At 60.1% G+C, this 22,992-nt stretch carries 14 protein-coding genes; 3 read left to right on the top strand and 11 right to left on the bottom strand.

What is annotated here, in order from left to right; all coding sequences use genetic code 11:
* The first annotated feature begins 165 nt into the window (after positions 1-165).
* Positions 166-2,190 carry a carboxypeptidase-like regulatory domain-containing protein gene (locus J3U87_RS03015; RefSeq protein WP_237381547.1) on the top strand — a complete coding sequence of 675 codons (2,025 nt, stop codon included), beginning with the start codon at positions 166-168 and terminating at the stop codon, positions 2,188-2,190.
* Between the two features lie 43 nt (positions 2,191-2,233).
* On the opposite strand, the gene J3U87_RS03010 is transcribed toward J3U87_RS03015, so the two are convergent.
* From J3U87_RS03010 to J3U87_RS02965, 10 genes are all read right to left on the bottom strand, one after another.
* Positions 2,234-4,597: an FAD-dependent oxidoreductase gene (locus tag J3U87_RS03010; RefSeq protein ID WP_237381546.1), complete on the bottom strand. Its 2,364-nt coding sequence runs from the start codon at positions 4,595-4,597 to the stop codon at positions 2,234-2,236.
* Entirely contained in the window at positions 4,594-5,511 is a 918-nt protein-coding gene (locus tag J3U87_RS03005) for an FHA domain-containing protein (protein ID WP_237381545.1), read from the bottom strand. The genes J3U87_RS03010 and J3U87_RS03005 overlap by 4 nt, the downstream gene beginning before the upstream one ends.
* A complete protein-coding gene (locus J3U87_RS03000; protein ID WP_237381544.1) occupies positions 5,501-7,096 on the bottom strand; it encodes a cytochrome c3 family protein in 1,596 nt (531 codons plus the stop codon). The genes J3U87_RS03005 and J3U87_RS03000 overlap by 11 nt, the downstream gene beginning before the upstream one ends.
* A gap of 20 nt (positions 7,097-7,116) precedes the next feature.
* Positions 7,117-7,884, bottom strand: a complete 768-nt coding sequence (locus J3U87_RS02995; RefSeq protein ID WP_237381543.1) for a hypothetical protein — start codon at positions 7,882-7,884, stop codon at positions 7,117-7,119.
* Between the two features lie 66 nt (positions 7,885-7,950).
* Positions 7,951-9,642 (bottom strand): cyclic nucleotide-binding domain-containing protein, encoded by a 1,692-nt coding sequence (locus J3U87_RS02990; RefSeq protein ID WP_237381542.1) that lies wholly within the window; start codon positions 9,640-9,642, stop codon positions 7,951-7,953.
* On the bottom strand, positions 9,639-11,831 hold the full coding sequence (locus J3U87_RS02985; protein ID WP_237381541.1) for a multiheme c-type cytochrome: 2,193 nt from the start codon (positions 11,829-11,831) through the stop codon (positions 9,639-9,641). Before J3U87_RS02985 ends, J3U87_RS02990 begins: the two co-directional genes overlap by 4 nt.
* Positions 11,832-13,247, bottom strand: coding sequence for a hypothetical protein (locus tag J3U87_RS02980; RefSeq protein ID WP_237381540.1), 1,416 nt, complete (start codon positions 13,245-13,247; stop codon positions 11,832-11,834). It lies immediately after the preceding gene.
* 22 nt (positions 13,248-13,269) lie between these two features.
* Positions 13,270-15,015 carry a multiheme c-type cytochrome gene (locus tag J3U87_RS02975; RefSeq protein ID WP_237381539.1) on the bottom strand — a complete coding sequence of 582 codons (1,746 nt, stop codon included), beginning with the start codon at positions 15,013-15,015 and terminating at the stop codon, positions 13,270-13,272.
* Positions 15,016-16,390: 1,375 nt separating this feature from the next.
* Positions 16,391-17,170 carry a hypothetical protein gene (locus J3U87_RS02970; protein WP_237381538.1) on the bottom strand — a complete coding sequence of 260 codons (780 nt, stop codon included), beginning with the start codon at positions 17,168-17,170 and terminating at the stop codon, positions 16,391-16,393.
* Between the two features lie 94 nt (positions 17,171-17,264).
* Positions 17,265-19,037 carry a S8 family peptidase gene (locus J3U87_RS02965; RefSeq protein ID WP_237381537.1) on the bottom strand — a complete coding sequence of 591 codons (1,773 nt, stop codon included), beginning with the start codon at positions 19,035-19,037 and terminating at the stop codon, positions 17,265-17,267.
* Positions 19,038-19,604: 567 nt separating this feature from the next.
* On the opposite strand from J3U87_RS02965, the gene J3U87_RS02960 reads away from it, so the two are divergent.
* Complete coding sequence (locus J3U87_RS02960) at positions 19,605-20,108, top strand: GFA family protein (protein WP_237381536.1); 504 nt, start codon at positions 19,605-19,607, stop codon at positions 20,106-20,108.
* Positions 20,109-20,138: 30 nt separating this feature from the next.
* A complete protein-coding gene (gene gcvA, locus J3U87_RS02955) occupies positions 20,139-21,059 on the top strand; it encodes a transcriptional regulator GcvA (RefSeq protein ID WP_337249570.1) in 921 nt (306 codons plus the stop codon).
* Positions 21,060-21,714: 655 nt separating this feature from the next.
* On the opposite strand, the gene J3U87_RS02950 is transcribed toward gcvA, so the two are convergent.
* On the bottom strand, positions 21,715-22,479 hold the full coding sequence (locus J3U87_RS02950; RefSeq protein WP_237381534.1) for a hypothetical protein: 765 nt from the start codon (positions 22,477-22,479) through the stop codon (positions 21,715-21,717).
* Between the last annotated feature and the right edge of the window lie 513 nt (positions 22,480-22,992).

The following is a 22,992-nucleotide window of genomic DNA, read 5'->3' as shown; positions in this document are numbered from 1 at the left end:
TGGTGGCTTTTTGGGTTTACACTGTTCTTTAGAACTCATTTTTCCCTTGCCAACGATTCGTATGGGCCGCCATCACTTTTTCCGACATTTTTTGCGATGGCGGTCCCCTTCGATCGTTTCTCGAACAGATTCGAAATGCCCGCTTCCCCATTCGACGGTGACCGCATGAAAGCCAAACACTTTGCTTTTCTGATTTTGTTGAATCTCGCGGCCTGGCTGGTCGTGTTCTACCGACAACCTCCGGAACCTGGCCCATCACCGGCCACAGCCACTTCCACGCCCAGCGAGCCCACCCTGCCCAATCCGCACCCGGAAACGCCACCAACAAAGACCGGTACCACCTCGCCGCTCGGGACCGCCGAGGGAGCCGAGGAGCCGACCACGAACGAGAACGGCTTGGTGGAAGTCACCGGGATGGTTCTCGACGAACAAGGCGAACCGGTCAGCGGCGCCGCCATCACGCTTTCGATCCTCTACCCGGAGAAGGAAACCATCGAAGAAGAGACCCATCGCGACGGAAGCGTCACCATCCAGACCAAGCCCTTCCTGAACGCCCTGGTTTACTGCGAGCTGGATGGGTACATGATCGCCCTGGAACAATTGATGCCGCCGGAGCGGGAGTTCCGCTTCATCCTGAGGGAGAAACCCGGCTGGGAACGAGCCCCCGGATCGAGAAGGATCGCGGGTAAGGTCCTCAATACCGAGGGCGTCCCGCTTCAAGACGTCAAAGTCTTCTGCTCCCAGTGCGTGGGCCGCAATTACACGAAAACCAACCAAAGAGGCCACTACTCCTTTTCCCAGGTACTCCCAGGCGCCGTTCTCTCCTTCGCCAAAAGCGAATTCATCCCCGAAGAACTGGATCCTTTCACCCAGACCGACACGGATGTGGTCCTGCGCAGGTCGCCGATCATCAGGGGTCGGGCCATCGATCGCCAAACGGGCCGCCCCTACCTACGCATCGACGTCCATTTCAATCAGGGCGATAACCGCATTTGGACAGAGCACTTTCAAGATCTCTCGCCGGACGGGGTTTTCGAATTCCGGGAGCTGATCCCGAACAAACCGGGCACGCTGGTGTTCAAGTTGAAGGACAGGGAAGTGAACACCTTTTCCATCACTCCTACCTCGGAGATGACCGAATCCATCCAAGATTTCTACCTAGATTTCACCCGGGGTCGCATTCACGTCCTCGTTCTGGACGAAGCGGGGCAACCCATTCGCGACCTCAACTGCACCGTCCGGCTCCGCAATCAGTTTCGCAGCGGAACTTCCACATCAGACCAAGGGCTGGCGATCTTCGAAAACGTGGTCGCCAACCAAAGCTACCAAATCGAGATCGAGGGGCAGGGCTACGTTCCGGAAACCCTGACGAATGTCGTGCCGGAACCTCTCGCGAGTGAACTCCCCCCGATCGTGATCCGAACGAAGAAAGGCCACAAGATCGAAGGCTTCATCGACAAGGAGTTGTATCCCGGTTACGCCCGCCTGTGGATCACGGATTCGAGAGGCCACGAAACGAAGCTCATGTACGAACAAGATCGATTCGAGCACGATGGGCTCCCCCTGGGCGAGACGACTTTCCGCCTCATCGGAAACGATTACGAGGACACCCAGTATCTCGACATCACCGGTGAGGGCAATCAATGGGTATCGTTCGGCGAGCCACCCCTATTCAGCATCGAGGGCCAGGTGTACCTGGGCGAACGGCTCGGTGCCCACACATCCATCGTGCTCTACGACGAGAAAGGTCGATCGCAAGTCATGAAAACCGATGCGAACGGCCGATTCCGATTTGCATCCATGAGAGAGGGAACATACTATCTCTGTCTGGAACACCACCAAATGAGGCATTATCTTTCATCTGGCCGACTGATGCCCAACACACATCAAATCACACTATTCGACCAAAGTATTACAGACATGCCGTTTTATTTTAATAATTGGCACCGGGTGACCGGGTGCGCCAAAGAAGCCTCGCTATTGCGCATTACCGGAACCATGAGCACGGGACACCCCTATGTCGAATATGTACAATGGTCCAACAAACGGTTCGTGTTTCATGAGCTCCCTCCCGGCACCTACGACATCCAATACGCCACGTTGGAAAACCCGGAAAACTTCTCGGTGCTTTACAGCGACATCACCCTGGACGACAGGATCCTGAACCACGATCTCTGTAACAATCGGTGAGGGTGTCACCCGAAACCCAAGATAGATCGCGACCTCGACGACCTCACACGTTGAGGATCTTGACCTTGACCGGCCCCTTGATCTTGGCCATGCACGCCAAGCGACAAGGCCCCGGCTCCAAATCGCACAGATCCTCCAAGGTTTCACACTCACCCGGTGTCGGTTCCGCCACCAGGTTCTCGCGACCCTCCACGATCTGAATGGGATCACTTCCACAAATCCCGACCCGACATTCGGCGTTGATCGGAAACCCTTGTGATTCAGCCACTTCAAGCAAAGTCTGCCCCGGTTGGACAGCAACGGTCTTGCCCGTTCCCACGAAGGTGACGGTCGGTGCGCCGCCGTCCTCATCCGAAAGAACCGACAGGACGTCCGTCGGCGCATCCGGTACGGCCGACCCGGATGAAGCCGCGGCGGCTGCCGCCTCGGTAATGACGGCCATCTTACCGGTGGCCCGCACCGGCTCGTCGTAGGGGTTCGGAACCGATTCGCCTGGCGCACCAAAGGTCAACAGTTGCGATCCGATCTGGAATTGGTCGCCATGCCGGAGGATGGTGCGATCGCGCAGACGCAGAAACGTGTGATTGGCACTCTTGAGGTCCTTGATCTGGATGTGGCCGTCGACCGCCGAAATGGCCATGTGCCGGCGCGAGAGGGACAGGTCCTCTTTATCCAGCACGATGTCCCCACCGGCCCTGCCGAGTACCAAACTCTTGGCACTCAAAGGATGAATGCCCACCTGGCGGCCAGCGAAGTCGAAATGGGTCAACCAATACCGGTCCCCTTCGCCACCGACCAACAGGAACTGCCGGCCCGCGCGCAACAGGTCGTCGACTTTCAGAGTCGTCTTGCGGTCGGAGGGCACAGCCAGAAACACCCCCGACGAACCACTGTCGTCGCAAAGGGTAAACCGGTCCCCTTCGCGGATGATCGAAGCGTGGGGACTCTCCATCGCCTCGTCGTCCGGAAACTCGATGTCGGCCTTGGTTCGCCCGATCGACGTCGTGCCCTCATCGGGTAGCGGATGTTCCGTCTCCACGATCCCGTTGGGAAAGATCCGAAACAGGCAGGCCTCGTTCGATGTGTCTCGTTGGACGGTCGTCATGCGGCCCGACTCGCGAGCCACTCGGGCCGCAACCGCCGGGGTGACCAGCGCCTCGTGCGAAGGCCGAATGGTCATGTCGTCGGGCATGTCCTCGATCTCCACGTTGATCTCGGATTTGCCGTCGATGCGCTGTTTGATGATTTCGGCCACCAACACGCCATCACGCAACGCGGATTTGATGTTGCCGCGATGTTTGATTTCTTCGAATCCAGCCGGATCGGCGTCGAAATCATCGGCCTGCAAATAGGCCTGACTCAAAATATCGCCAACCAGGTAGACGTTCGGAACCCGCGTCTCCAGGTAGCGATTGACCACTACCCGCTTCTTGTTGCGCGGCCCACCGGTGACGAGGTGAATGCCCATCGAGGCCAACAGTGCCTCCGGCAAATCCTCACCGATACAGGCCAGGCAGTGTTGCTTCAAAAACTCCAGATGGGAGGTCTCCACGGGTCGATCGTCCATGCGGCGTCGATCGATGCGGATCGCGAGATACTCGCGATGGTCTTCGGCGGTGACGATCGCCGCCGGTTCGCTTTTGGGGTAATAGCGGATATTGCCGTTGCCCGCGTAGGCCTCGAAAAAGACCTCTGCCAAGGCTTTCGAGACGCGCGGCAACCGATCGCCGCGATAGGACCAGTAGACCGAGGTGGGGTCGCCCGCACGGGCCTTGGCGTTGGAAATCGCGATCACCGCTTCGGCCGCCGAGGTACCGCCACCGATCACACAGGCCGGAAACCCCACGTAGTCGTCGGGGTCGCGCAATTGGAAGCAAACCCCTTCCGTGTTGCCGGGAATGTCGAAACGCCGGGGCACCCCGTTGCCCAGTGCCAACACCAGGTGACGCGTGTAGAAGGCCTCCTGTTTGCGCCCGTTGTGATCCCAGCAAAACACCTTCAGATAGCCGTCCGACCGTTTTTGCAGGCCCGTCAATTCGAAGCCGATGCGATTCGGAATCCGGTTGCTGCGGTACAACTCCTTCCAGTGGTGGCACATGTCGTCCTTGTCGATGGGTTCGAAACGAAGGGAAGAAATAAGCGAGCCACCATTGGGGAACTTGATCTTGTCCCCACCGCCGAAGCCCGGCAGGATCAATTTCGATTTGGAATAGTCGCGAATGCGCTTCATCAGGTCGTCGAATTCCAGAACCAGCGCACTCAGGCCCAGCTCACGGGCCCGAAAGGCGGCCGCCGTGCCACCAGGTCCACCGCCCACCACCAGGACGTCCCATAATTCTTTCTTTTGTTTCGCCGCGGCTGCACCAGATTTGGCAGCCGATTCACTTCCCTGTTTCGGATCGCTCACGGTTTCCTCGCTTCCAGTTTGGCTTCGATACGGCCGAAGGAGATCTTCATGCCTGGCTTGATTTCCACCTCTTTGGCAATGCGCCGGTCGTCGACGAAGGTTCCGTTGGCACTGCCCAGGTCTCGCAGAAACACCTGGTCTCCGCGGACGATCACCGACACGTGACGCCGCGAGATCTCGGCCGAGTTGATACGGAACCCGGCTTCGGAGCCGCGGCCCAGGACCACCTCGCCTTCCTTCAAATCGAAATCTTGGGATTCGCCTTCCGCTGAATAGACCAACAACCGCGGCCCGGATTCCGATTCCCCCTCATTGGCGGAAGCGGGTGGGGCTTCCACGGGTACTTTCTCGGTGGTGTCGGGTTTGGCACCGTTCTCCCTCTCTTTCAACTGCTTGATCAATGCCTTGGGAACGACGACCGGCTTCGATCGCGACGTGAAATCGGTACTTTTTTCTTCCGGACGCGGCGCCGGCGTCTTGGGCTTGTCGCCGTCTTTCTTGGCGAAGATGGACGGGGTCGGGATGAAGTCGTCACTGAAGTAGGTTTCCTTGGTGACGTCGTCGGATGCGGTGACTTCCCAATGGGAGTCGGGCTCTTCGGATGCCTTGCCGGACTCCAAGCTCAGGAAAAAGAAATCGCCCGATCCGCCGAAGTTGATGAGATGCAGGTGCTCCAGGCGCTCGGGTTCGCTGATGGGCACCCCGTCGAGCAGGGTCCCGTTGAGGCTGTTCAAATCCTCGACGACGTAACATTTCGACTCGGGATCCAGAAAGATTCGCGCATGATCCCCGGAAACCAGCTTATGGGAGAGCACGACTTGGTTGTCGTTGGATCGGCCGATCTTGATCTCCTGGCCGATCTTGTATTCGGCCCCCTTTAGAGGCCCAAATTTGGAAAACAACTTAGCGCTCATGAAAGCCTCGTTTCGGCTTGCCCACCAGATGCGTCCGTCCGCTGGGACTCGGGTGGAACTGGTGACAGGTAATGCAGGTGTTCGACGCGGCCTTGGGGCTGTGACAGTCGCGGCAGGATTCGATATCGGGCAGGTTCTGAATCTCGGCGCCGTCGTGGAACACCTGGTCCTCGAGCGGCTCCCGCATTTCCTTGATGTGGGCGAAGGCGTCGGGGCCGAACTTGTCGTGGCAATCCAGACAACCCCGTTGAATGATGTGGGAGCGGTGATTGAACTCGGCCCGACGCATGGTGCGCTGATCCTTCTGAACCCGCTGAATGGTCAGTTTCTTCATTTGATGGCAGCCGAGACATGGCTCGGCGAGGTCGTTGGCGATCTCGTGAATTTCCTCGATCGTCTGCGAATCCAGGGCGTCGGTGGGTCGATCGAGGGCCAACAGGAACGAGGTCTCGTCCAGAGGCACGAACGGGTCGTCCAAATCGTGGCGAATCCAATTCAGCAGCATGTGGATCTCGTCCAGGTCATCCTGTATTTCCTGCTCGGGACGGGAACGCAGCTCCTCGGCATAACCCTCGAGCGTTTGAATGGCCTCGCGGTATAGGGCTTCCTGCTCGTGGGGCGGCACTTCGACACCGGTGGTGAGCAGGTCCGCCAACCCGCCTTCCGGGTAGACCTGCTTGCGCAGGCGACGCAAATTCGCCAAGATCCAGGGATCGCGATGATGTAACGGCGACTTGCTGACGAAGCGGTTGCCCACCTGACGGAACTCGTTGGGGTTGGTGTAGTAGGACCAAAGGCTGCCGGGCACGTTTCCGGCCTGGATGTCGGCCAGGGTCAGGACACCCAGGCGGTCAGCCGACGCGATCGGCAGGCGCGGTGTCGCCACCGAGGTCGTCAAATGGCAACTGTCGCAATGCTCCTCGAAGTTCAACGGTTTGAAATAGCGGCCGTCGTCATCCAACTGATGACACTGGATACAGGCCTGTTCCAGATGTTGCAGGTCGCGCTCCGCCATCATCTCGGTCACGTGGCTCACGTGGGCGAAGGTCAAACTGGTGTCGTCGGGCTTGCCGACCGCCTCGAACGCGGGATGTCCCGAGGAAAACGACTCGTAGGGATGGCAGCTCGTGCAACGCTGGTCCGGCACATCGACCAAGGCCGCATCGCGACCCTGATGCTCGGGATGGCAGGTCGCACAGGGCATCTCGTTCTCGGAGGGCACCACGCGGTTGAAATCGCCGGACCGGTAGAGGTAGTGGTTGTCGAAGGAGTACAGGCCCAGTTCGTCCGAGACATCCTCGTGGCAGGAAGCGCAGTTGTCGGAAGGCACGGAGTTCCACTCGGTATGGCAGGAATCACACTGTCGTTCGTGGACGGCGTGGGCCGAGGAGAGGGGTCCGTTGGACAGGAAATGGCCCGTTTGGAAGTAGAAGAAGTCGGCGGCGGCGTAGGCCAACAGCAACAGACCGCCCAACATCCCCATGCCGAAAAGGAACCGGTGCGACCGGGGGTTGAGGTAATTGCGGGAGACGGGCAAGGCCACGGTGCCGAAAAATCCCTTGTGTCGTTTTCGCTTGGCCGGCAAGGTTGCGCCCCTTTGCAGAATCAGTAATAGAACACGGTGAAGATGTGGAGAGCCACCAACGCCAACAGCATGACCGCCGCCGGCACATGGGCATAGAGCCAGGTGCGCAGCAGTCGCTGCAGGGTGTAGTGGGCATCGATTTCGAGTTTGGTTTTGTAGAGTCGCTGTAATTCGCCCAATTTCGATTGATCTTCGGTCGAGAGAAAATCGCGCAGATAGTCGAAACGCCGCAGACGGGCCTGCACCCCACCGGTAATGTCGAGGTAATAGATCCAGCGGCGATCCGGGCCTTCGAGCGTGTGGGCCATGTTCTTGGCGTAGAAGGTCTGAATCGGTTCAGCGCAGGTCGCGGCCAGCGCTTCGGCCTTGCGACGTATCTCCTCGATCAAGTCCGGAACCCGGTCGTAGAGCACTTCGATGCTCAGGCCGGAGGCCAGCGCGCGCGGGATCCAGCGCTGTAGGGCCAGACCGGCCAAGCCGGTGAGCACGGTCCACAGGCTGAGAAACCACATGAGGCGCGCCAGGATCCCGGTAGGGAAACGGAAACCGGTGTGCATCAGAAGCAGCAGCAGGAACAAGGCGCCGCCGTAGATGTGGAAATACAGCCAGGAGCGGGCGCGGCCGAGGCTCAATCTACTGACGATGCGCGCACTGCGGCGGCGCAGGGCGTAGAGAAAGACAGCCACGAGCAGGGTTGTCGCGGCAATGCCATAACCCATGCCCCACAGGGTATAGGGACCGATCTCGTCCAGGAACGAATTGGCGACGAGCAGTCCCAGACACACCAAGACAGCTCCGAAAAAAGCCATCATCCAGCGTTTGCCCGAATCTTTTCGCGACGGTATTCCCACTATTCATTTCCCCTTGAACAGGTGTTCGAAATCTCCCAGATCGTTGAGGCGACTGGCGCAGCCCTGAGGACAATTGGTCACGCAGGCCGGATCGTGCCCGGTGCCGTAACAGAGATCGCATTTGCTGGCCTGCAACCGCGGCGTGCCCCGCAACCCGCTGGGAATCATGTCTTCGGGCCACTTTTCGTCCATGTCGTGCATCACGATCGCGTCGTAGGGACAGTTGTTGGCGCAAGTCGAACAGCCGATGCAGATTTCCGGATCGATCTTGACGACCTCGGTCGCGCCCACCCGGTGAATGGCGCCGGTGGGGCAGCCCACCAGGCAAACCGGATCGCGACAGTGGTAACAGGACTTGGGAATCAGCAGATTGCCGATCTTGTCGCCCTCCCGCACGAAGCGCGGTCGCCCCTGATGGGTGGCGGCACAGGCCCGCACGCAGTCGTCACAGCGGGTACAGGTGGTCAGGTCGATCACCAGAATGCTGGAACCCTCCACCAACCCGCGTTCCAAAGCCACCTGGGTAAATTCGGAATGAGACAGGTTGCGGCGGCTCATGCCGTTGTTGCGAACCCGCTCGGCCGCGGAGCGCCACAGGCGCTCCTCCAGCTTCGGTTGCTGGGCGAGCACTTCCAGAATCACCCGCTTCGGAATCTTGATCAATTCGGCGTATTCGACCGACACGGCCGAGGTTTCCCAGGTATCGATACCGTCGATCAGCAGCTCGATCTCTCCCAGGGTCTGGCCCTTGGAAAGATAGGACACCACCTGATCCGACTCGCCGAGGCGCTGCAACAGCTTGATGAAACCGGACCGCACCATGAAAAACGAATCGGCCGGTTGCCCCTGGTGGACGAAGACCTGGTCCGGTTCCAACGACACCAGTTCCACCTGGTCGGTGAGGACTTCCAAATGCTCTCGACCGAACCCACGAAACAGCGCGGTGTGCTTGAGCTGCGAATAGAGCGAGCGTTCCCGGTAGAGCCGATCCAAGTGCTGCTTGAGTTCCGGCGACTTGCTTTTCATCAATCGCAGCGCCGGCAAGCGGATCTGGATCAGCCGGCAATCGCCCAGAGTCCGTGCGGTCACCGATTGGGGCCATCCGCTGAGCGCCCCGATTTCGCCGAACAGCTCGCCCGGACCCAGGCGGGTTTTGGAGTCACGAGGTAGGTTGAAATCCATCGCCGACAGCATGGTGATGTTTTTACTCTCGGAACGCTTGGCCAACTCCTTGGAAAGCTCGACCATGTCCAGGAACACGGTCTGTCGGCTCTCGTCGGCTCGACCGCGCGGCGGTGCGCTGCCGGGCGCGGTGACCTTTTCGCTGGTGGTGGTGCCCTTCTCGCCCTTTTCGAGCGACACCTCCACTTCACCTTCGACCACGTAAAACGCAAGATCGATGTAGGTTCCCTCTTCGAAAAGCAGCGCGTCCTTCTTCCAGACGACGGAAGCGATATCGGGGCTGATCTTCTCGAGGAAATTGTCCGAATATTCGCGAAAAATCTCGTAGTCGCGCAGGTCTTCGGCCGAGAGCCGCTCGGAAATATAGGTGATGTTGTTGTTCAGGCTGTAGGAAGACCAGCGGTCGCTGTACTGCGCGGCACGTTTGCGAATGGTCTTGTCGGGACCGGTGTTCTTGCTCGGTTTTCCCGCCGGCGTCGATTCCGGGGGGGTCTTCGTGCCGTTCTTGCTCATGGTCGTTTCTCCGATTTTTCGCGGACGATTTGGTTGAGGAGTTCCAGACGCTGCTTGAGCAGGAGCAGGACGTCCTCGATGGGCATCGATTCATCGATTTCGGGAAACGGCGGCAGCGAGACCGGGTTGACCGCTTCCGGGTCGGGTACGGAGATGGGATCGACCGGGCGGGGGGCCGGCACCTGGGGACGAACCGCTTTGGGCTTCGATTGGCTGGTCGAGGTGGTTCGCGGTCTCGATCGCGTGGTCGGCTTCGCGGACGCGGCAGGCGTGGCCTGGGCCGAGGCGGGAGCGGTCGCCTCCGGTTGGCGGTCCACCACCTCCGTGGCGAGGCGGACTTTCGGGACCGGACCCCGTGCGCTCAGCTCGGCGGCAAACGCCTTGGTCATGGCCTGAACGGAAAGCGTCACCTCCCGCTCCCAATGGCTGATCTGCTTCATTCCCTCGATGTAATCGAAATCGGCACCGGACTTGTGACCGGCGGAGAGCAGGCGCTCGTCGGTGATGTAGTGGCAGTCGGCACAGGTCTTGGCGCGCACCGAGGCATCGCGCAGTTCGAGCATGCCCAGTTTGAGCGCATCGACATAGCCGGGCCGCTGTACGCCCAGCTCGCGCTCACCTTTCTGGTGCGGCTTGAGGTAGGATGCGGCCGGGCCGTGACACCCCTCGCAGCCGACCCCGTCGCTGACTTCGCGGTGCTCCTTGCCGGTGACGACGGTGCCGTGGCAGTCCATGCAAACGGCAGTACCCTTGGCCATGTCGTCGGCGGAAAGCCCGTACCGCCTGGCCAAGGCCACGTTTTCGGGGTTCTGCTCCAGAAAGGGATCGGCCGAGGCGTAGTGGGCGTCCTCGAACCACCAGGTACTCTGGGTCTCGTGCCGGTGGCAACTGCCGCACTTGCCCGGCCCGATGCTCTCGAAGGTGGCCTTGGGCCGGATGTGTGTCTTGAACGCGCCGACAACGGCTTGAACGGCGGGGCGCTTGGCGGCGGCTTTGGCCGACGAGGGAGGTTTGGTCGCGCCCGCCCCGGTCTTGGCGGGCGGCGTGGCTGCGGCGGTCGCTCCCTCCGAGGTGGGCGGCGTGGTGGACGGGTCCGATCCGGCACCGGTCGCAGAGGCAGCGGACGAGGCCGTTGCAGGGGTGGGCTCCGCAACCGGCTGTTCCGGTGGCGGCGGCGATTCACCCCGCACCAGCGGGTCCAGGGCCGCCAACTCGCTGCCGTCCGAACGGTCCAGGAACAATTTGATCCACTCGCCGATTCGGTCGGCCTGGGCCAACAGGTCCGTTTCGTTGCCCGGCACCTTCTTGGCCTGCTTGACCAGGGCCAGGATCTCCACCACCTCGGGAATCTCCACCGTGGCCTGAATGGCGCGCACTTCCGAGCCGGCTGTGCGCAACCGGCGGCTCATCGCCTTGAAATAACGCTTCTTCTCCTTGGCGACCGCCAACCCGCGCAAGCTGTACTCCACGTCCAAGGCACGGCCGAGCACGTACATCACGCGCTTGCGCGTGGCACTGCGCTCGGCATTGACCGTGCCGTCCCCCGTCAGGAACGACTGGTAGAAGTTGTGGCGCATCTCGCCCTGGGACCAGGTGACGTATTCGAAATCCGAACTGCCGGTACCGTGCCCGCCCACATTGACCAGCCGCTCGTCGGGCACCGTGTGACACTGGAAGCAGCGCGCCGCCACGGCGTACATGTCGGAGGGCCGACGCATGCCCAGCTCGCGACTTTGCTCGATGCGCTGTCGCTTGTGTTCGGGCGTTTCGTTTTCCCAGGTGAACCCTTTGCCGCCGTAGTTGTTGTGGATGTCGATCCAGTCGGCCGCGGCCCCGTGGCACGACTCGCAGGACACGCCCGAGACGGCCCGCAAGGTGTCGTTTTTGATGATCGGCGTGTAATGGCAGGTCAGGCAGAGGCTTTCGCGTTTGATCAGATGAAAGCCCATCTTCTCGGCGATGGTCTCGGCAGCCTTTTTGCGGTGCAGCGTCTTGAAGCCCCGCGCATGGGTGGTCTTGAACCAAACGTCGTATTCGGAAGCGTGGCAGCTCTGACAGATCTCGGCGGTCTTGATCTTGGTGGGATCTTCCCAGGCATATTCGACAGGCGCTTTTTCCTGAGCCCAGGTAGATCCCAGGCATAGAATGGACAGGATCAGGGCGATTCCGGCTCGCGAGTGACCCCCCATTTAGAACCGAACCTGAAGTTCCAACCGTGCCCCGAAATGGGCCTCGCGATCGAAGGCCTCGATCAGGTTGGCAAAGCCGTCCAAAACCACCACGAACCGCCTGCCGAAGGCGGCCTGGTATCGGGTCGTCAAGCTGAACTCGTTGGTGACCGAATCCCTGGTCCCGAACCGGGAAGCCACTTCCACCAGAAGCTGCTGGCGGTTGTGGGCCATGAACTTCTGGTATCCCAACGCGGCACCGGCCACGTTGCTGGCGGTGGGACTCAGGGGGGCACCGTAGTTGGCCAAGCTGACACCGGCGTAGCTGATCCCGGCCCTGGCCAGCGCACCTCCGTTGCCGGACCCAGAAGCGATCGGCGTGTAGGTGTCGATGGCCCAGAAGGTAGTCACGTAGGCGAGGTCGTGGGTATGGTGCGGTGTCCAGGACAGCTCGCTGAACAACAGGTACCCGTCGTTGTCGTCGTTGTCGTCATCGATCCGCGAGCCCAGGACCCGGAAGGAGCTGTTCACGAGACCCAGCCGCTGGATCGCGCTGATCCCGAAGGCCATCATGTCGTCGAAACCGTCCTCGGCGAGGCTGTAGGCCACATCGACTTCCACGGTCGAAGGCTTGTAGTCGATGGCCGTGAACAGCGCGATCAGGTCGCCGGTATGCTGGGTGAGGTTGTTGCGGTCCACATTGTCCCAACCGTAGAAGAAGGTGGTCCGGTAGTTGGCCGTTTTGCGCGGTTGCAGGCTGTTCCAGGTAAGGCCGACCCCGTCGATCGAATCATTGACGAGGATGCCTTCCTGAAAGAAAAGCGGTTGGCGGCCAATGGAGAACCCGATGTCGAGCGGTTTGAAATCGCGCGGCGACAGGTTCGGGAAGATTTCGCCGAAGTCTCCTTCGAAGAACAGGCTGCGGATGTCGGCGTTGAGTTCGCTCTCCGAACCGTCTTCGATGGTCGGGACCTCCGAATCGAAGACGTGCCGGGTGAAACTGCCGTCCTGATCCAAGTTGCGGAAACCCAGCACCAGGCGCTCGCTTCCGGATAACTGCAGATTGGCGAACAGGTCCAGGCGGGCCGCAGCCTCGGTCACCCGGGCATCGCCCAGGGCCGCGTTGTAGCCGTTGCTCTGCACCGCCGCACGCAAGGTGCCGAAGACGTAGAGCGACGGCTGCCAGACCGCGCCGGTACCCAACTCGAAGCCGGGCGCCAGGGTGCCGGTCCCCAAAAAGGGCTCGCCCCATTCGATCAGGGGTGGTGGTCGATCGGGAACCAGCTCCGGACGGAGCGGAATGTGCTCGTCCGTGAGCCGGCTGCTGCTGTGCCCGTCATCCTGATGATCGCCGCCGGAACCGCCGGCGAACAGGGGCCAGGTGATGAGGCATGCCAAGATCAGAACGCAAGCCGGGAGCGAACGGGTCGGTTTCACGCGCATCTCCTCTCTGACTCGGTCAATCGACCTGAGCCGCTACATCGTCCACATCGATCGTCACATCTCTTTCCCAAAGAACGAGATGCCCTTTGACGACCTCTTCCGCCACATCGCGGGCGCTCATGAAGTAATCGAACCCCACGACCTTGATCTCGTTTAGCAAGTTGACGGGAATCATGGCCGCGATGAATTTGATGTTTGCCTTGTAGGGCCCTTTTCCGGTCAAATCGCGACCGCGAACCTTGTACTTGGCCCAGCGATGACCCAGTGGTTCGATGCCCTGCTTGTGTTTGCGGGCGCCGCCCGGACGACCCGTGAGGATGGTCGAGGTGGTGGAGGGCCGCAGGAACACGAGCGGGCTGGGCGAGTAGTTGATCGCCAACACCTGCTCGCGGTCACCACCGCGCAGCATGCGGGTGATGAAGCGCGATTGGAGACTGAAGAGGTAGCGATCCAGCGGCAGTTCGCCGTTGTGGACATAGAGCGAGTGGCTGTCGCGCACGTCGCCGTTGGGATCCAAATCACCCGAAGTGAAGACGACGGACCCCTCGCGATCGGTCACCGTCACCTGGAGAAAGACGAGACGCTCGGCATCGAAACCGGTGGGTGCGCCGTGTCCCTCGGTGGCGTTGCGTACCTGGACCTTGAACACGATGCCGCGCTTGGCACTGGCGCGTTCGATCTTGATTTCGCCCAATTGGTAGGCCGCCTGCAGGATCTTTTTGCGATCGGCATGGGCTTCATCGAGCAGTTTTTGGTTGGCGGTGATGATGTCGCGCGCATCGTAGCGATCATCGGCCGAGGCCCACTTTTCGGGGAACTCGTACCCGGAGGCCTGCTTCCGTTCGAACTCGTCGGTACCCCAGCCGGATTCGTAGTCGAACAACAACCACTCGCGAATCGTGGCCAGTTCGGCGGCTTTGGGGTTGTGGGGGAAGATGCCCGGATGGACCACGGAATGGTCCGGCCCGATGAACATGTGGTTCGTGATCTTGCGGGTTTGGGTGGGTTTCTCCCCGACGATCGCGGCCGGGCCCTGCGCGTAACCGGAGGGTATGCCCGGTTCGATGCCCATATGGCAGTCCTGGCAACTGATGCCCTTCTTGGCGGCCGGCGAGTGCTTGAATTCGCTGAAGGCCTCCTCCAGGCGGAAACCGTTGACCAGGTTCACGTCGTGACAGGTACCGCACAGCCCGGAAGTGGTGAGCTGAAAGAACTTGTCGGCGCGACCGTGAATGCTGCGACCGGCGCGGTTCCGATCCGGATTGACCCCGAATTCGCCGCTGTCGATGACCTCGGCCAGGTTGCTGTTGCCGGTGGGTCCGTAGACCGTGTCGAACAGATCACCCTCGACGATGGCCAGACGACCGCTGAGCTTGCCGTAGGACTTGTTGACGCGATGGCAGACGATGCAGGTAACTCCCTCGCGCGAAGTGGGATGGCGATCCATGTTGCTCATGAAGACCGGTTCGCCGAGGTTCATGCCGACGGGGGTATGGCAGCGAATGCAAAAGTCGCCGTTGGTGCCGTTGGTCAACGCCACCACCGCACCGTGAAAGGCGTTGAACACGGGGCTGATCTGGGCGTAGGCGTGCGGCGAGACCGACCACTCGCGATAGTGGGTCGGGTGGCATCCCGCGCACGTGTTGGCCGAAGGAAAACGATTCTCCAAGAAGAGAGCGGCGTGTTCCTCATCGGCAGTTTTAGGTTTCTCGTCCTTGTCCTGCGCCATCGTCAAAGGCAGGATCAGAACACAACAAAGCAAGACCCATCGCGCATGGGAACGGGTCCGATCCGCCAAGGCAATCCCATCGACCATTGTGCCTCCGCTGGATACAGCGATCCGGTAAAAACCGTTGTGGGGGTTGTCAGTTTTTCTTTTTAGTTTCAGCTAGTATAGAAAAAGGCCTTTGGAAAGTCAAAGGATCAAAAAGCTTCGAAGCCGCTGAAAATCTCCGTGGTCGTAAACATAAAGGTGCTTCGATATTGGCAAGATGATATCACCCCTATCTCCTTACACACAACTACTTACCTTTTTTTCAAGAAAACCGCCGACGACCGACCCGCTCCGACTCGGTCGCCCAACAGCCTTCGAACGCCGGTCATAGGGACCCGCGATCCAGGACAAACGGGGCCCCTCGCCTTCTCAGCTACCGCGAGTGTCGTACAGCAAACGCCAGGATTTTTGCCGAGGTAGACGCGTGAACCGATCGCGTTTTGGTTCATCACCGGTCAAGGTGTAACCAGGATCAACCTTGTACTTGCCATAAAGACACCATCAAGCCGTCATTCAGTCACAAACTTTCCCTAGCGTCGGTGGAGTGGGGTGCTCGGTCCGGCTTGGTTTTGGTGGAGGATTTTTTTTACCACTGAGTACGCGGAGGTAACGGAGAGGAACTGGAATCACACCAATCATCCGAATGATGCGAACCTCACTATGAAAATACGAATAAAAAAATACCAACAATATATTACATTGCAGAACGATTATTTTCGGGCCTACAGTGGGATGCAGCTTCAATCACATTGGCATACAGCGCCGAAGTCCCCTCGCAGTACGGAAATCGATGCTCTCATTCGTGGGTACACCTGCGGTTTGTGGACAAACACCAAAGCCGTACTTCGCAAACGCCGTGCACTCTCTTGAAACGAAGTGGCGTATTCAACCTGAGCTGGGTCTTGCCGTCGTCAACTCTTGATCAGGAAGGCAGGAATGAACGAAACCAGGAAAAACAGGACCATGATGTGTACCAATTCCGGTCCTTTCCTGCTTTCCGATGTTCGTGATTTCCTGCTAAATTTTTCTGATGAATGACCCATGGCCCTTCGCCAGAAACCATATCTAGTGTTTCTTTCTCGAAATCGAGCGGATTTGCCCGCTGGTTCGCGGCTCTTATGTAACAAACTCTGTAAAGCTCGAAGATAAAGATAAAAACCTAAAAAGGCGAATGTGCGGGGAGTTCGTCGAAAAATGTCGGCCCGGCGCCCTGGGCGGGTACGGCCCGGCACCTACTGCCACGACGCCCCTCTCACAATTGCGGGAACTCCAAGCAATTCGCTTCGATTAGTTACCCACCTGAAACCCGGCCCCAGGCCTGGACGGCGACTCAGTGGTAAAAATTTCAGCCGTACAATGAGGGTTACTCTTCCTCCGGACATTGAAAGCCGAGTAGGTTGATGTGACGCAAGATATTGCGATCGGGCCAATCCGCGTAGAACCCGTTCAACTCGGTTGGGGTCAGGCACAAGAGCCCGATGGTCGACACCGTTCGCGATGAGAAATCGTCCATCTCGACGAACCCGCCGTTGCCGGCCCCCGCTTCCGACATCTTGCCCATGCGATAGATGTCGATGAGGGTCGCGCTGTTGGTCAGATCCGCCAACGCTTGAACCTCGGTGCCGTTGAGCATGGCGCGAAACGAGCCGGTCCCGTCGGCGGCGGTCCATTCGAGGTTGAGCGCCTGCCATCCGGTGTCGATCAGCGGTGCACCGGTACTTTCGGCAAAGTTGTCGTCGTCCAGGCGGGCTCGCAGAACCAACTCCAAGCCCTCGGCCGAGCCGCGCACCTGGGCCATGAATTGGGCTTCTCCCGCGGTGTCCACACCGGAAAAAATGACGATCGTGCTGCCGTTCCCCAGGTTCAAATCGGCCAGTTGCACGTAGAAACGCACGCTCAGGCTGCTCAGGTCCTGACGAGAATTGTCGCCCACGAACCGGTTGACGCTGTCCCCCACCGTGAACCGACAACCGAAGTTCCCCTTGAAACGCGCGTCCTCGAGAACCAGGGGCTCACCTGCGAAGGAGATGCCCCATCCCAGGGCCACCAGGAGCATGAGCGGCACCTTGTGGCACCACGCGGAGAACCCGGATCCCCGCGGAACGGCCTTCAGTCCATGTCGCGATCTCGATGCTTTCCACATGTGAACTCCCTGCCAAAAGGCAACTCGAAATGTGATGTGAGGTTGTGATGGATATGGATGAGCCTACCGATGTGAGGTGCCGCACGGCACCACCTCATTTGGTCCAGGCCGAGGTATCACCCGATTCGAAGCCGTCGACGAAAATGGGGGTGCCCAAGGATAGGTCACCCATCATGATGCCTCCCCCCGAATCACGATCGAATCCAGGTTCCTCGATGTCCAGGGCACTGGAACGGAAGATGTCTATCTGCTCCCCCACTGGGATCGACGGGAACAGTTCGGCGAACAGGGCCGCGATGCCGGCACCGTGAGGTGCCGAGGCGGAAGTTCCGAAAAAGGGATTGAATCCCGGAGTACTGGTCATGACCCCATCGGCTGCAGCCACGTCGGGTTTCTGACGAAGTATGCCTTCCAAGTCGCCCCGGGCCGGATCCCCGATCGGCGAACCGTCGGGATTGAAGAAGATTCGCCGCGGCCCGTCGGAACTGAAGGGTTCCACGGGATTGGCCGCACCACCCGTGAACTGACCGCCCCCGGCGGTCTGGACCTGAACGGCCGCCACGGCCAAAGCCCCGACCGCGGCGGGGTGCCCGAAGATCTGCCCGTCGGTACCCGTCGTCAAGCGACCGCGATGGGTGTTGAGATGCAGGAAGCGGCTTTCACCGGACACCTGAACCACCACCAGGTGGGCGTTGGTGTCGTCGGTCTGGGTGGTATCGATGATTTCGAAGGGGTTCTGGGTGCCGTTCTGGGTACCGGTCGAACCGGCCAGCACGTTTTCCATCGCCGCGTCCAACAGGAACAGGTCGTAATCGTTGGCGGACTGGCCCTGGGGATCGGCCCATTGCAGGGTGTAGAAGAAGGGCGAATCCATGCGGACGGTGTTGAAATTGGTGCCGCCGCCGAAGTCGTGAGCCGAAACCCCGGCGCCATTCAAGGGCGTGGGAAGCGTGGTCGCCACGTAATCGCCTTCCCAAACGCCGGACTCGCCATCGTTCAGGTTACCCGCATTGCCCGCGGCCGAGAAGTAGACCACGCCCTGGAGGAAAACGGAATCCACGGCCTGGGCGATCACGCCGTCCTGGAAGACCGGTTCGCCGAAATAACCCACGTCATCGACGATCACGTCGCAACCGGCCGCCGCCAGATCCAGTATGTTCTGCGCCATTTGCGCCTGGCCACCGGCCCCCGTCGCGAAAAACAGATCGGCACCCGGGGCCATGTCGTGAATGATCTCCAACAGGGCCGTACCTTCGCTGGTGCCCGGATTGCCGCTCTGGCCCTCCAGCACCGTCACTTCGGCCGGCAGATCGGTGCCCAACAGGTCCTCCAACGCATCGACACTGTCGGACATGGCGCCCACCTGGACCCCGGATCCGTCGACCCCGAACTGGGTCCGCGCCGTGTCGGTGCCGTGAGCCACGTCGCCCTCGGTACGCGTGACCCCGCGGGTGATCATGCGATCGGCCTGCCGGATAAGCCGCAGCTCGGGCAGGGATGCCAGTTCTTCGATCCGATCGAGGGCCAGGCTGGCCCGCAGCGCATGGAACCTCGGGTGGGCGTTCCACACGTGGCCTCCCAAGGCTTCGATACGGCCCGCGACCGTGGCCACGTCCTCTGCCTCGATATCCACCAGCACGGCGGCCTCGTCCAGCGCCTCGAGTCCCGTGCGAAAGCGCGGCAGGACACTGCGCGGAAGGTCACCACGCGCCTGCTTGACGCGCAAGAGCAAACCCGAGCCGATCTTGTGTTGAACCGGTGTTCGATTCTTCTTTTCTTCGAGCAGGAAGGCGATCTGTTCGGCGGCCCGTTCCTGAATGGCGGGCCGTTGCGCCCAAACCGCGGTGCCGATGAGCAGGCCAAACACGAGGGCCGTACGGCCGCACGAGGGCACCCAGCGCCATCGATGAACGCAAGGACACCCCGATAAGCGACGTTTTGCGGAGATGATCATCCGAGACCTCCCTACCGAAGCTGTACAAGTTATGGATTGGCGATGCGATTGGTTCAAATTATAAACCACATTTTCCAAAGCGCCAAAACTATCTAACCAAAAACAATTCCCGGCAACCGCAAACATGTCGTGACCCATCGCGGCCCTTCCAACACATCCACGCTTGAGAAAAACTCAAAGCTAGCTGAATACAAATCGATTGTACGGATTCCCACCAACACTTAGGATGACTTCAGTGGAAGCCCCTCCAACGCGTCGCACGGCGAACTCGTCGTCCTCTTCCGAGTCAGCCCCACCCCCTGCGGCACGGCACCTCCGCGAGGGCGGCCGACATCCATGGCCATGGCGGTCCGGAATCACCCAACGGCTGTCCTTATCCAAGGCGGGCAGGCCCTCGTGGCCCCGTCTCGGTTGAGGTGTGCCCGGTTCCACGATCGAGCGTCACATTCACCCAAACCCAACGGCGTCAGGAGGTCGCAGATGATGGATCAACTTCACAAGCTGGATGGCCGCTGCCATTGCGGCAACATTCGCTATCGGTACTATTCACCCGTCACTACCGAGGACTTGACCATTCGCGCCTGCCGCTGTTCCTACTGCACCAAGATCGGCGGTCGCTACACCTCCGATCCTCAGGGCATCCTGGTGGCCGAGGTCTTCGATTGCGAAGCGATTCACCTGTACCGCTTCGCCACCGGCACGGCCAATTTCTACGTCTGCGGCCGTTGCGGGATGGCGCCCTTCGTCACCTGCCTGTTGGACGACATCATGTACGCCCTGGTCAACGTCAACACCCTGAACGATTTCTGCCCGATTCGCGCTCAGATCGCCTATGCCGATTTCAGCCACGAAGACCGCGAGACGCGGTTGAGTCGCCGCCGCACCAAGTGGATCGGCAACGTGACCCTGACGCTTCCTCACGGCGAAACCATGCTCGGCGAAGAGCCGGTGTATTCCCACGAGACCTGCCATTCGTTAGAATGAGAAAAACGCAATGGCTCGGGAGGTCTCGCTATTCCCACCGATCTTCCTCCTCTGTTGGCCGTCCGTGTTTTTGAGGTGGCGGCCCGTCATCTCAATTTCACGGCGGCATCCAAAGAACTGTTCGTGACACCCGGCGCGGTGAGTCGCCAGATCAAACTTCTGGAAGACCATTTCGAGGTGCGCCTGTTCAACCGAATGGCGCGTGGGCTGGAGTTGACCGAGGAGGGCCGGTTCTACTATCGGGTCGCCCACGAGGCCCTCAAACGACTCGAGGAAGGATCGGCCCAACTCAAACGCAGGGGTCGCGAGGGACCGCTCAAGGTCACCATGATTCCTTCGTTCGCGGTGCACTGGTTGGTGCCGCGCCTGGAAGGCTTCTACCGAACCCATCCCGATACGGAGGTCCTGCTCGACGCCAGCTTCCGCACCGTGGACCTGCATCGCGAAGACATGGACATGGGCATTCGGCTCGGCAAGGGCACCTGGCCGGGCCTGCACGCCGAACTGCTGATGACCTTCGATTGGGTGCCCGTATGCGCGCCGCACATCATGGAGGGCGACCACCCGCTGCGCGAACCCAACGATCTGGCCCACCATATCCTGCTCCACGCGGTGACGCGGGACAACTGGTCGGGCTGGCTGAAAATGGCCGGCGCGGCGTCGGTCTCCCTGGATCGCGGCCCGCTGTTCAACGATTTCAACGTCATGATCCAGGCGGCTCGCGACGGACTGGGCGTGGCCTTGGGTCGCTCAGCCCTGGTACGGACCGACCTGGAAGCGGGCCGGCTCGTGCAGCCCTTCGACATCGCCTTTCCGTCACAGACCGCCTACTACGTGGTTTGCGCCGAAGAGCGGTCGAGCCACCCGAAGATCGCCGCCTTCCGCGACTGGCTGTTGCACGAAGCCGCCGAAGACCAGCCCCGCGCACCAAAACGCCGTGAAAAGGGTTGAGCGGGATGCCGCGAGATTCTGCGGAAACACCTCTCCAGCGGACCTCGGAGTCGCCGCCCAGGCCGAGGGCCGGGATGCCGGACCACGGGATGCCGGACCACGGGATGCCGGACCACGGATTGCCGGTGGTTCGGCATTCCGACCACCGAGTCTCAGGTCAGAAACCAATCGAAGCGAATCGCCAGGGCGTTCCCGCATTTGGGAGAGAGGCGTCGTGCAGGGCTGGTAAGGCCCGGCGGGTGCGCCGGCCTGCCCCGTCCTGCCATATCATCCGGCGGGCTTACCGCCGCTGATGTCCCTACCTAGCACGACGAATCTCTCGGAATTCGGGAACTCCGAGCGACTTTGTTTCTAGGGAACTCCGGACCAGCGGGCAACCCACGTTGATTTCGAGAAAAAGACACCTAACCGGTTCCAGCGAAGGGTCATGGGCCAATTGTCGAAAAAATGAACCAGGAACCCATGAATTTCGAAAGCCAGGAAAGAAGCATCTGAGGGCTGCAAACTAAGAGGTTCGTTTCCTGGTTTTTGACTTTCCTGGTTTTTTGATTTTGTTCCGGCGACAGCGAGGCCCATCTGCGGTCGAAAACACCACTTTGTTTCAAGAGAGATCGTGCTTTTGGAGTCGGCCGCTACAAGGCTTCATGCCCGGTGTTCAGGGAAAGCTTTCCTGGAACAGGGGATCGTTGCGGCAAATACGGCGCTCGATCTCTTTGCGAAACGGATTCTCGTACACGATCTTGAAGCGCTCCGGCTGTCGCTCCTCCCGATGCAGCACCGGCTCCAGCGAGATCGAGGTGTCACGCGCATCTCGGCTGTCGGGATGCACGCCGTCCTCGCGCCGCAGGTGCACCTCGCGCACGCCGGAACGCCGGTTGCCGGGATCGGCCGGTCGGTCCGCGGCGAAGTTCGCACCCTGGTCCGCCGCGCGACCCGTACGGGTCTCGACGTCCCCGTGCCGCGAATGGGCGGTAATCGGTGCGCGATGCGTCCGAGCCCGGCCCGGCGACCGCTTCGCCGCCGTTCGGGCCGGAGTCCGCATCATCAGCACCAGGGAGACGACGGCATTGAACGCGAGAGAGAAGATACAGAAAGCCAGGCACACTTCCACCAAATCCAAGCGAAAGTCCAACACCAAGACCGAAAAGGCGCCGACCAGGACCGACATGACCAGGAACGCCAGCGATACGGCCAAAACCCGCACCCAATCGATGCCGCGCCAGGAAGCCATCCCGCCCAACCAGCGGTGCAGCAGACGCGTCATGACGGCGTACTCCACCAACATGATGTAACTGAACAAACCGCGCACAAAGTAGTCGTAACCCAAAACGGGGCTGAACACCAGGAGCGAGGCCAACAGCAGGAGCGAAAATACCAAAAACAGCGCCTGCATCATCCGGGAAAGAAACGCATGAAACATAGTGGGACCTCTTGGCGGATGAGGCCTCCCTGCGGAGGTCCGGTTGGATGGGCGTCGTTTGCGGCGGATTTTGTGTTCTGACTTACAGAAGTTAAACGAGATTCCCAAATCGGACCTTGATCGACATCACACAAGACCACAAAAAATTAACATGGCAGAGCTTTGTGACCTCCCATGCTGACAACTCTTTTTTGAATGCGTAGGTTTCTTACCCCTCATCACACCAATTTCGCGCATCTACAGCAAACTTTTGCTCACCATGATGAATAAAACGACCCTTCGGCCTCGGTACTGCCTTGAGCCTGGAGAAGCCTGGAGGCGTCTCGATACCATCTGAAACTCAAGAGGTTGGGTCCGAAACGTGGCGCATCGTCACGAAATCGACTAAGCAGATTCATCCCCAGCAAAACGTGCGCTACCTCACGAACAGCTCACATACCCATGCTTTTCCAGATCACAGAACGCAATTTATTTAATAAGCCTGCTGCCTTGGGAGGGGATGATGAAGCGTAC

Origin of the sequence: Sulfidibacter corallicola (assembly GCF_017498545.1) — a bacterium.
Classification (GTDB): domain Bacteria; phylum Acidobacteriota; class Holophagae; order Acanthopleuribacterales; family Acanthopleuribacteraceae; genus Sulfidibacter; species Sulfidibacter corallicola.
The sequence above is the reverse complement of the archived record's forward strand: the minus strand, read 5'-3'. Positions and strand labels throughout refer to the sequence as shown.

Bases quoted from the DNA above. Each gene is read 5' to 3' on its own strand.
- J3U87_RS03015 (WP_237381547.1), top strand. From the start codon at position 166: ATGAAAGCCAAACACTTTGCTTTTCTGATTTTGTTGAATCTCGCGGCC.
- J3U87_RS03005 (WP_237381545.1), bottom strand. From the start codon at position 5,511: ATGAGCGCTAAGTTGTTTTCCAAATTTGGGCCTCTAAAGGGGGCCGAA.
- J3U87_RS02990 (WP_237381542.1), bottom strand. From the start codon at position 9,642: ATGAGCAAGAACGGCACGAAGACCCCCCCGGAATCGACGCCGGCGGGA.
- J3U87_RS02985 (WP_237381541.1), bottom strand. From the start codon at position 11,831: ATGGGGGGTCACTCGCGAGCCGGAATCGCCCTGATCCTGTCCATTCTA.
- J3U87_RS02970 (WP_237381538.1), bottom strand. From the start codon at position 17,170: ATGTGGAAAGCATCGAGATCGCGACATGGACTGAAGGCCGTTCCGCGG.
- J3U87_RS02960 (WP_237381536.1), top strand. From the start codon at position 19,605: ATGATGGATCAACTTCACAAGCTGGATGGCCGCTGCCATTGCGGCAAC.
- J3U87_RS02950 (WP_237381534.1), bottom strand. From the start codon at position 22,479: ATGTTTCATGCGTTTCTTTCCCGGATGATGCAGGCGCTGTTTTTGGTA.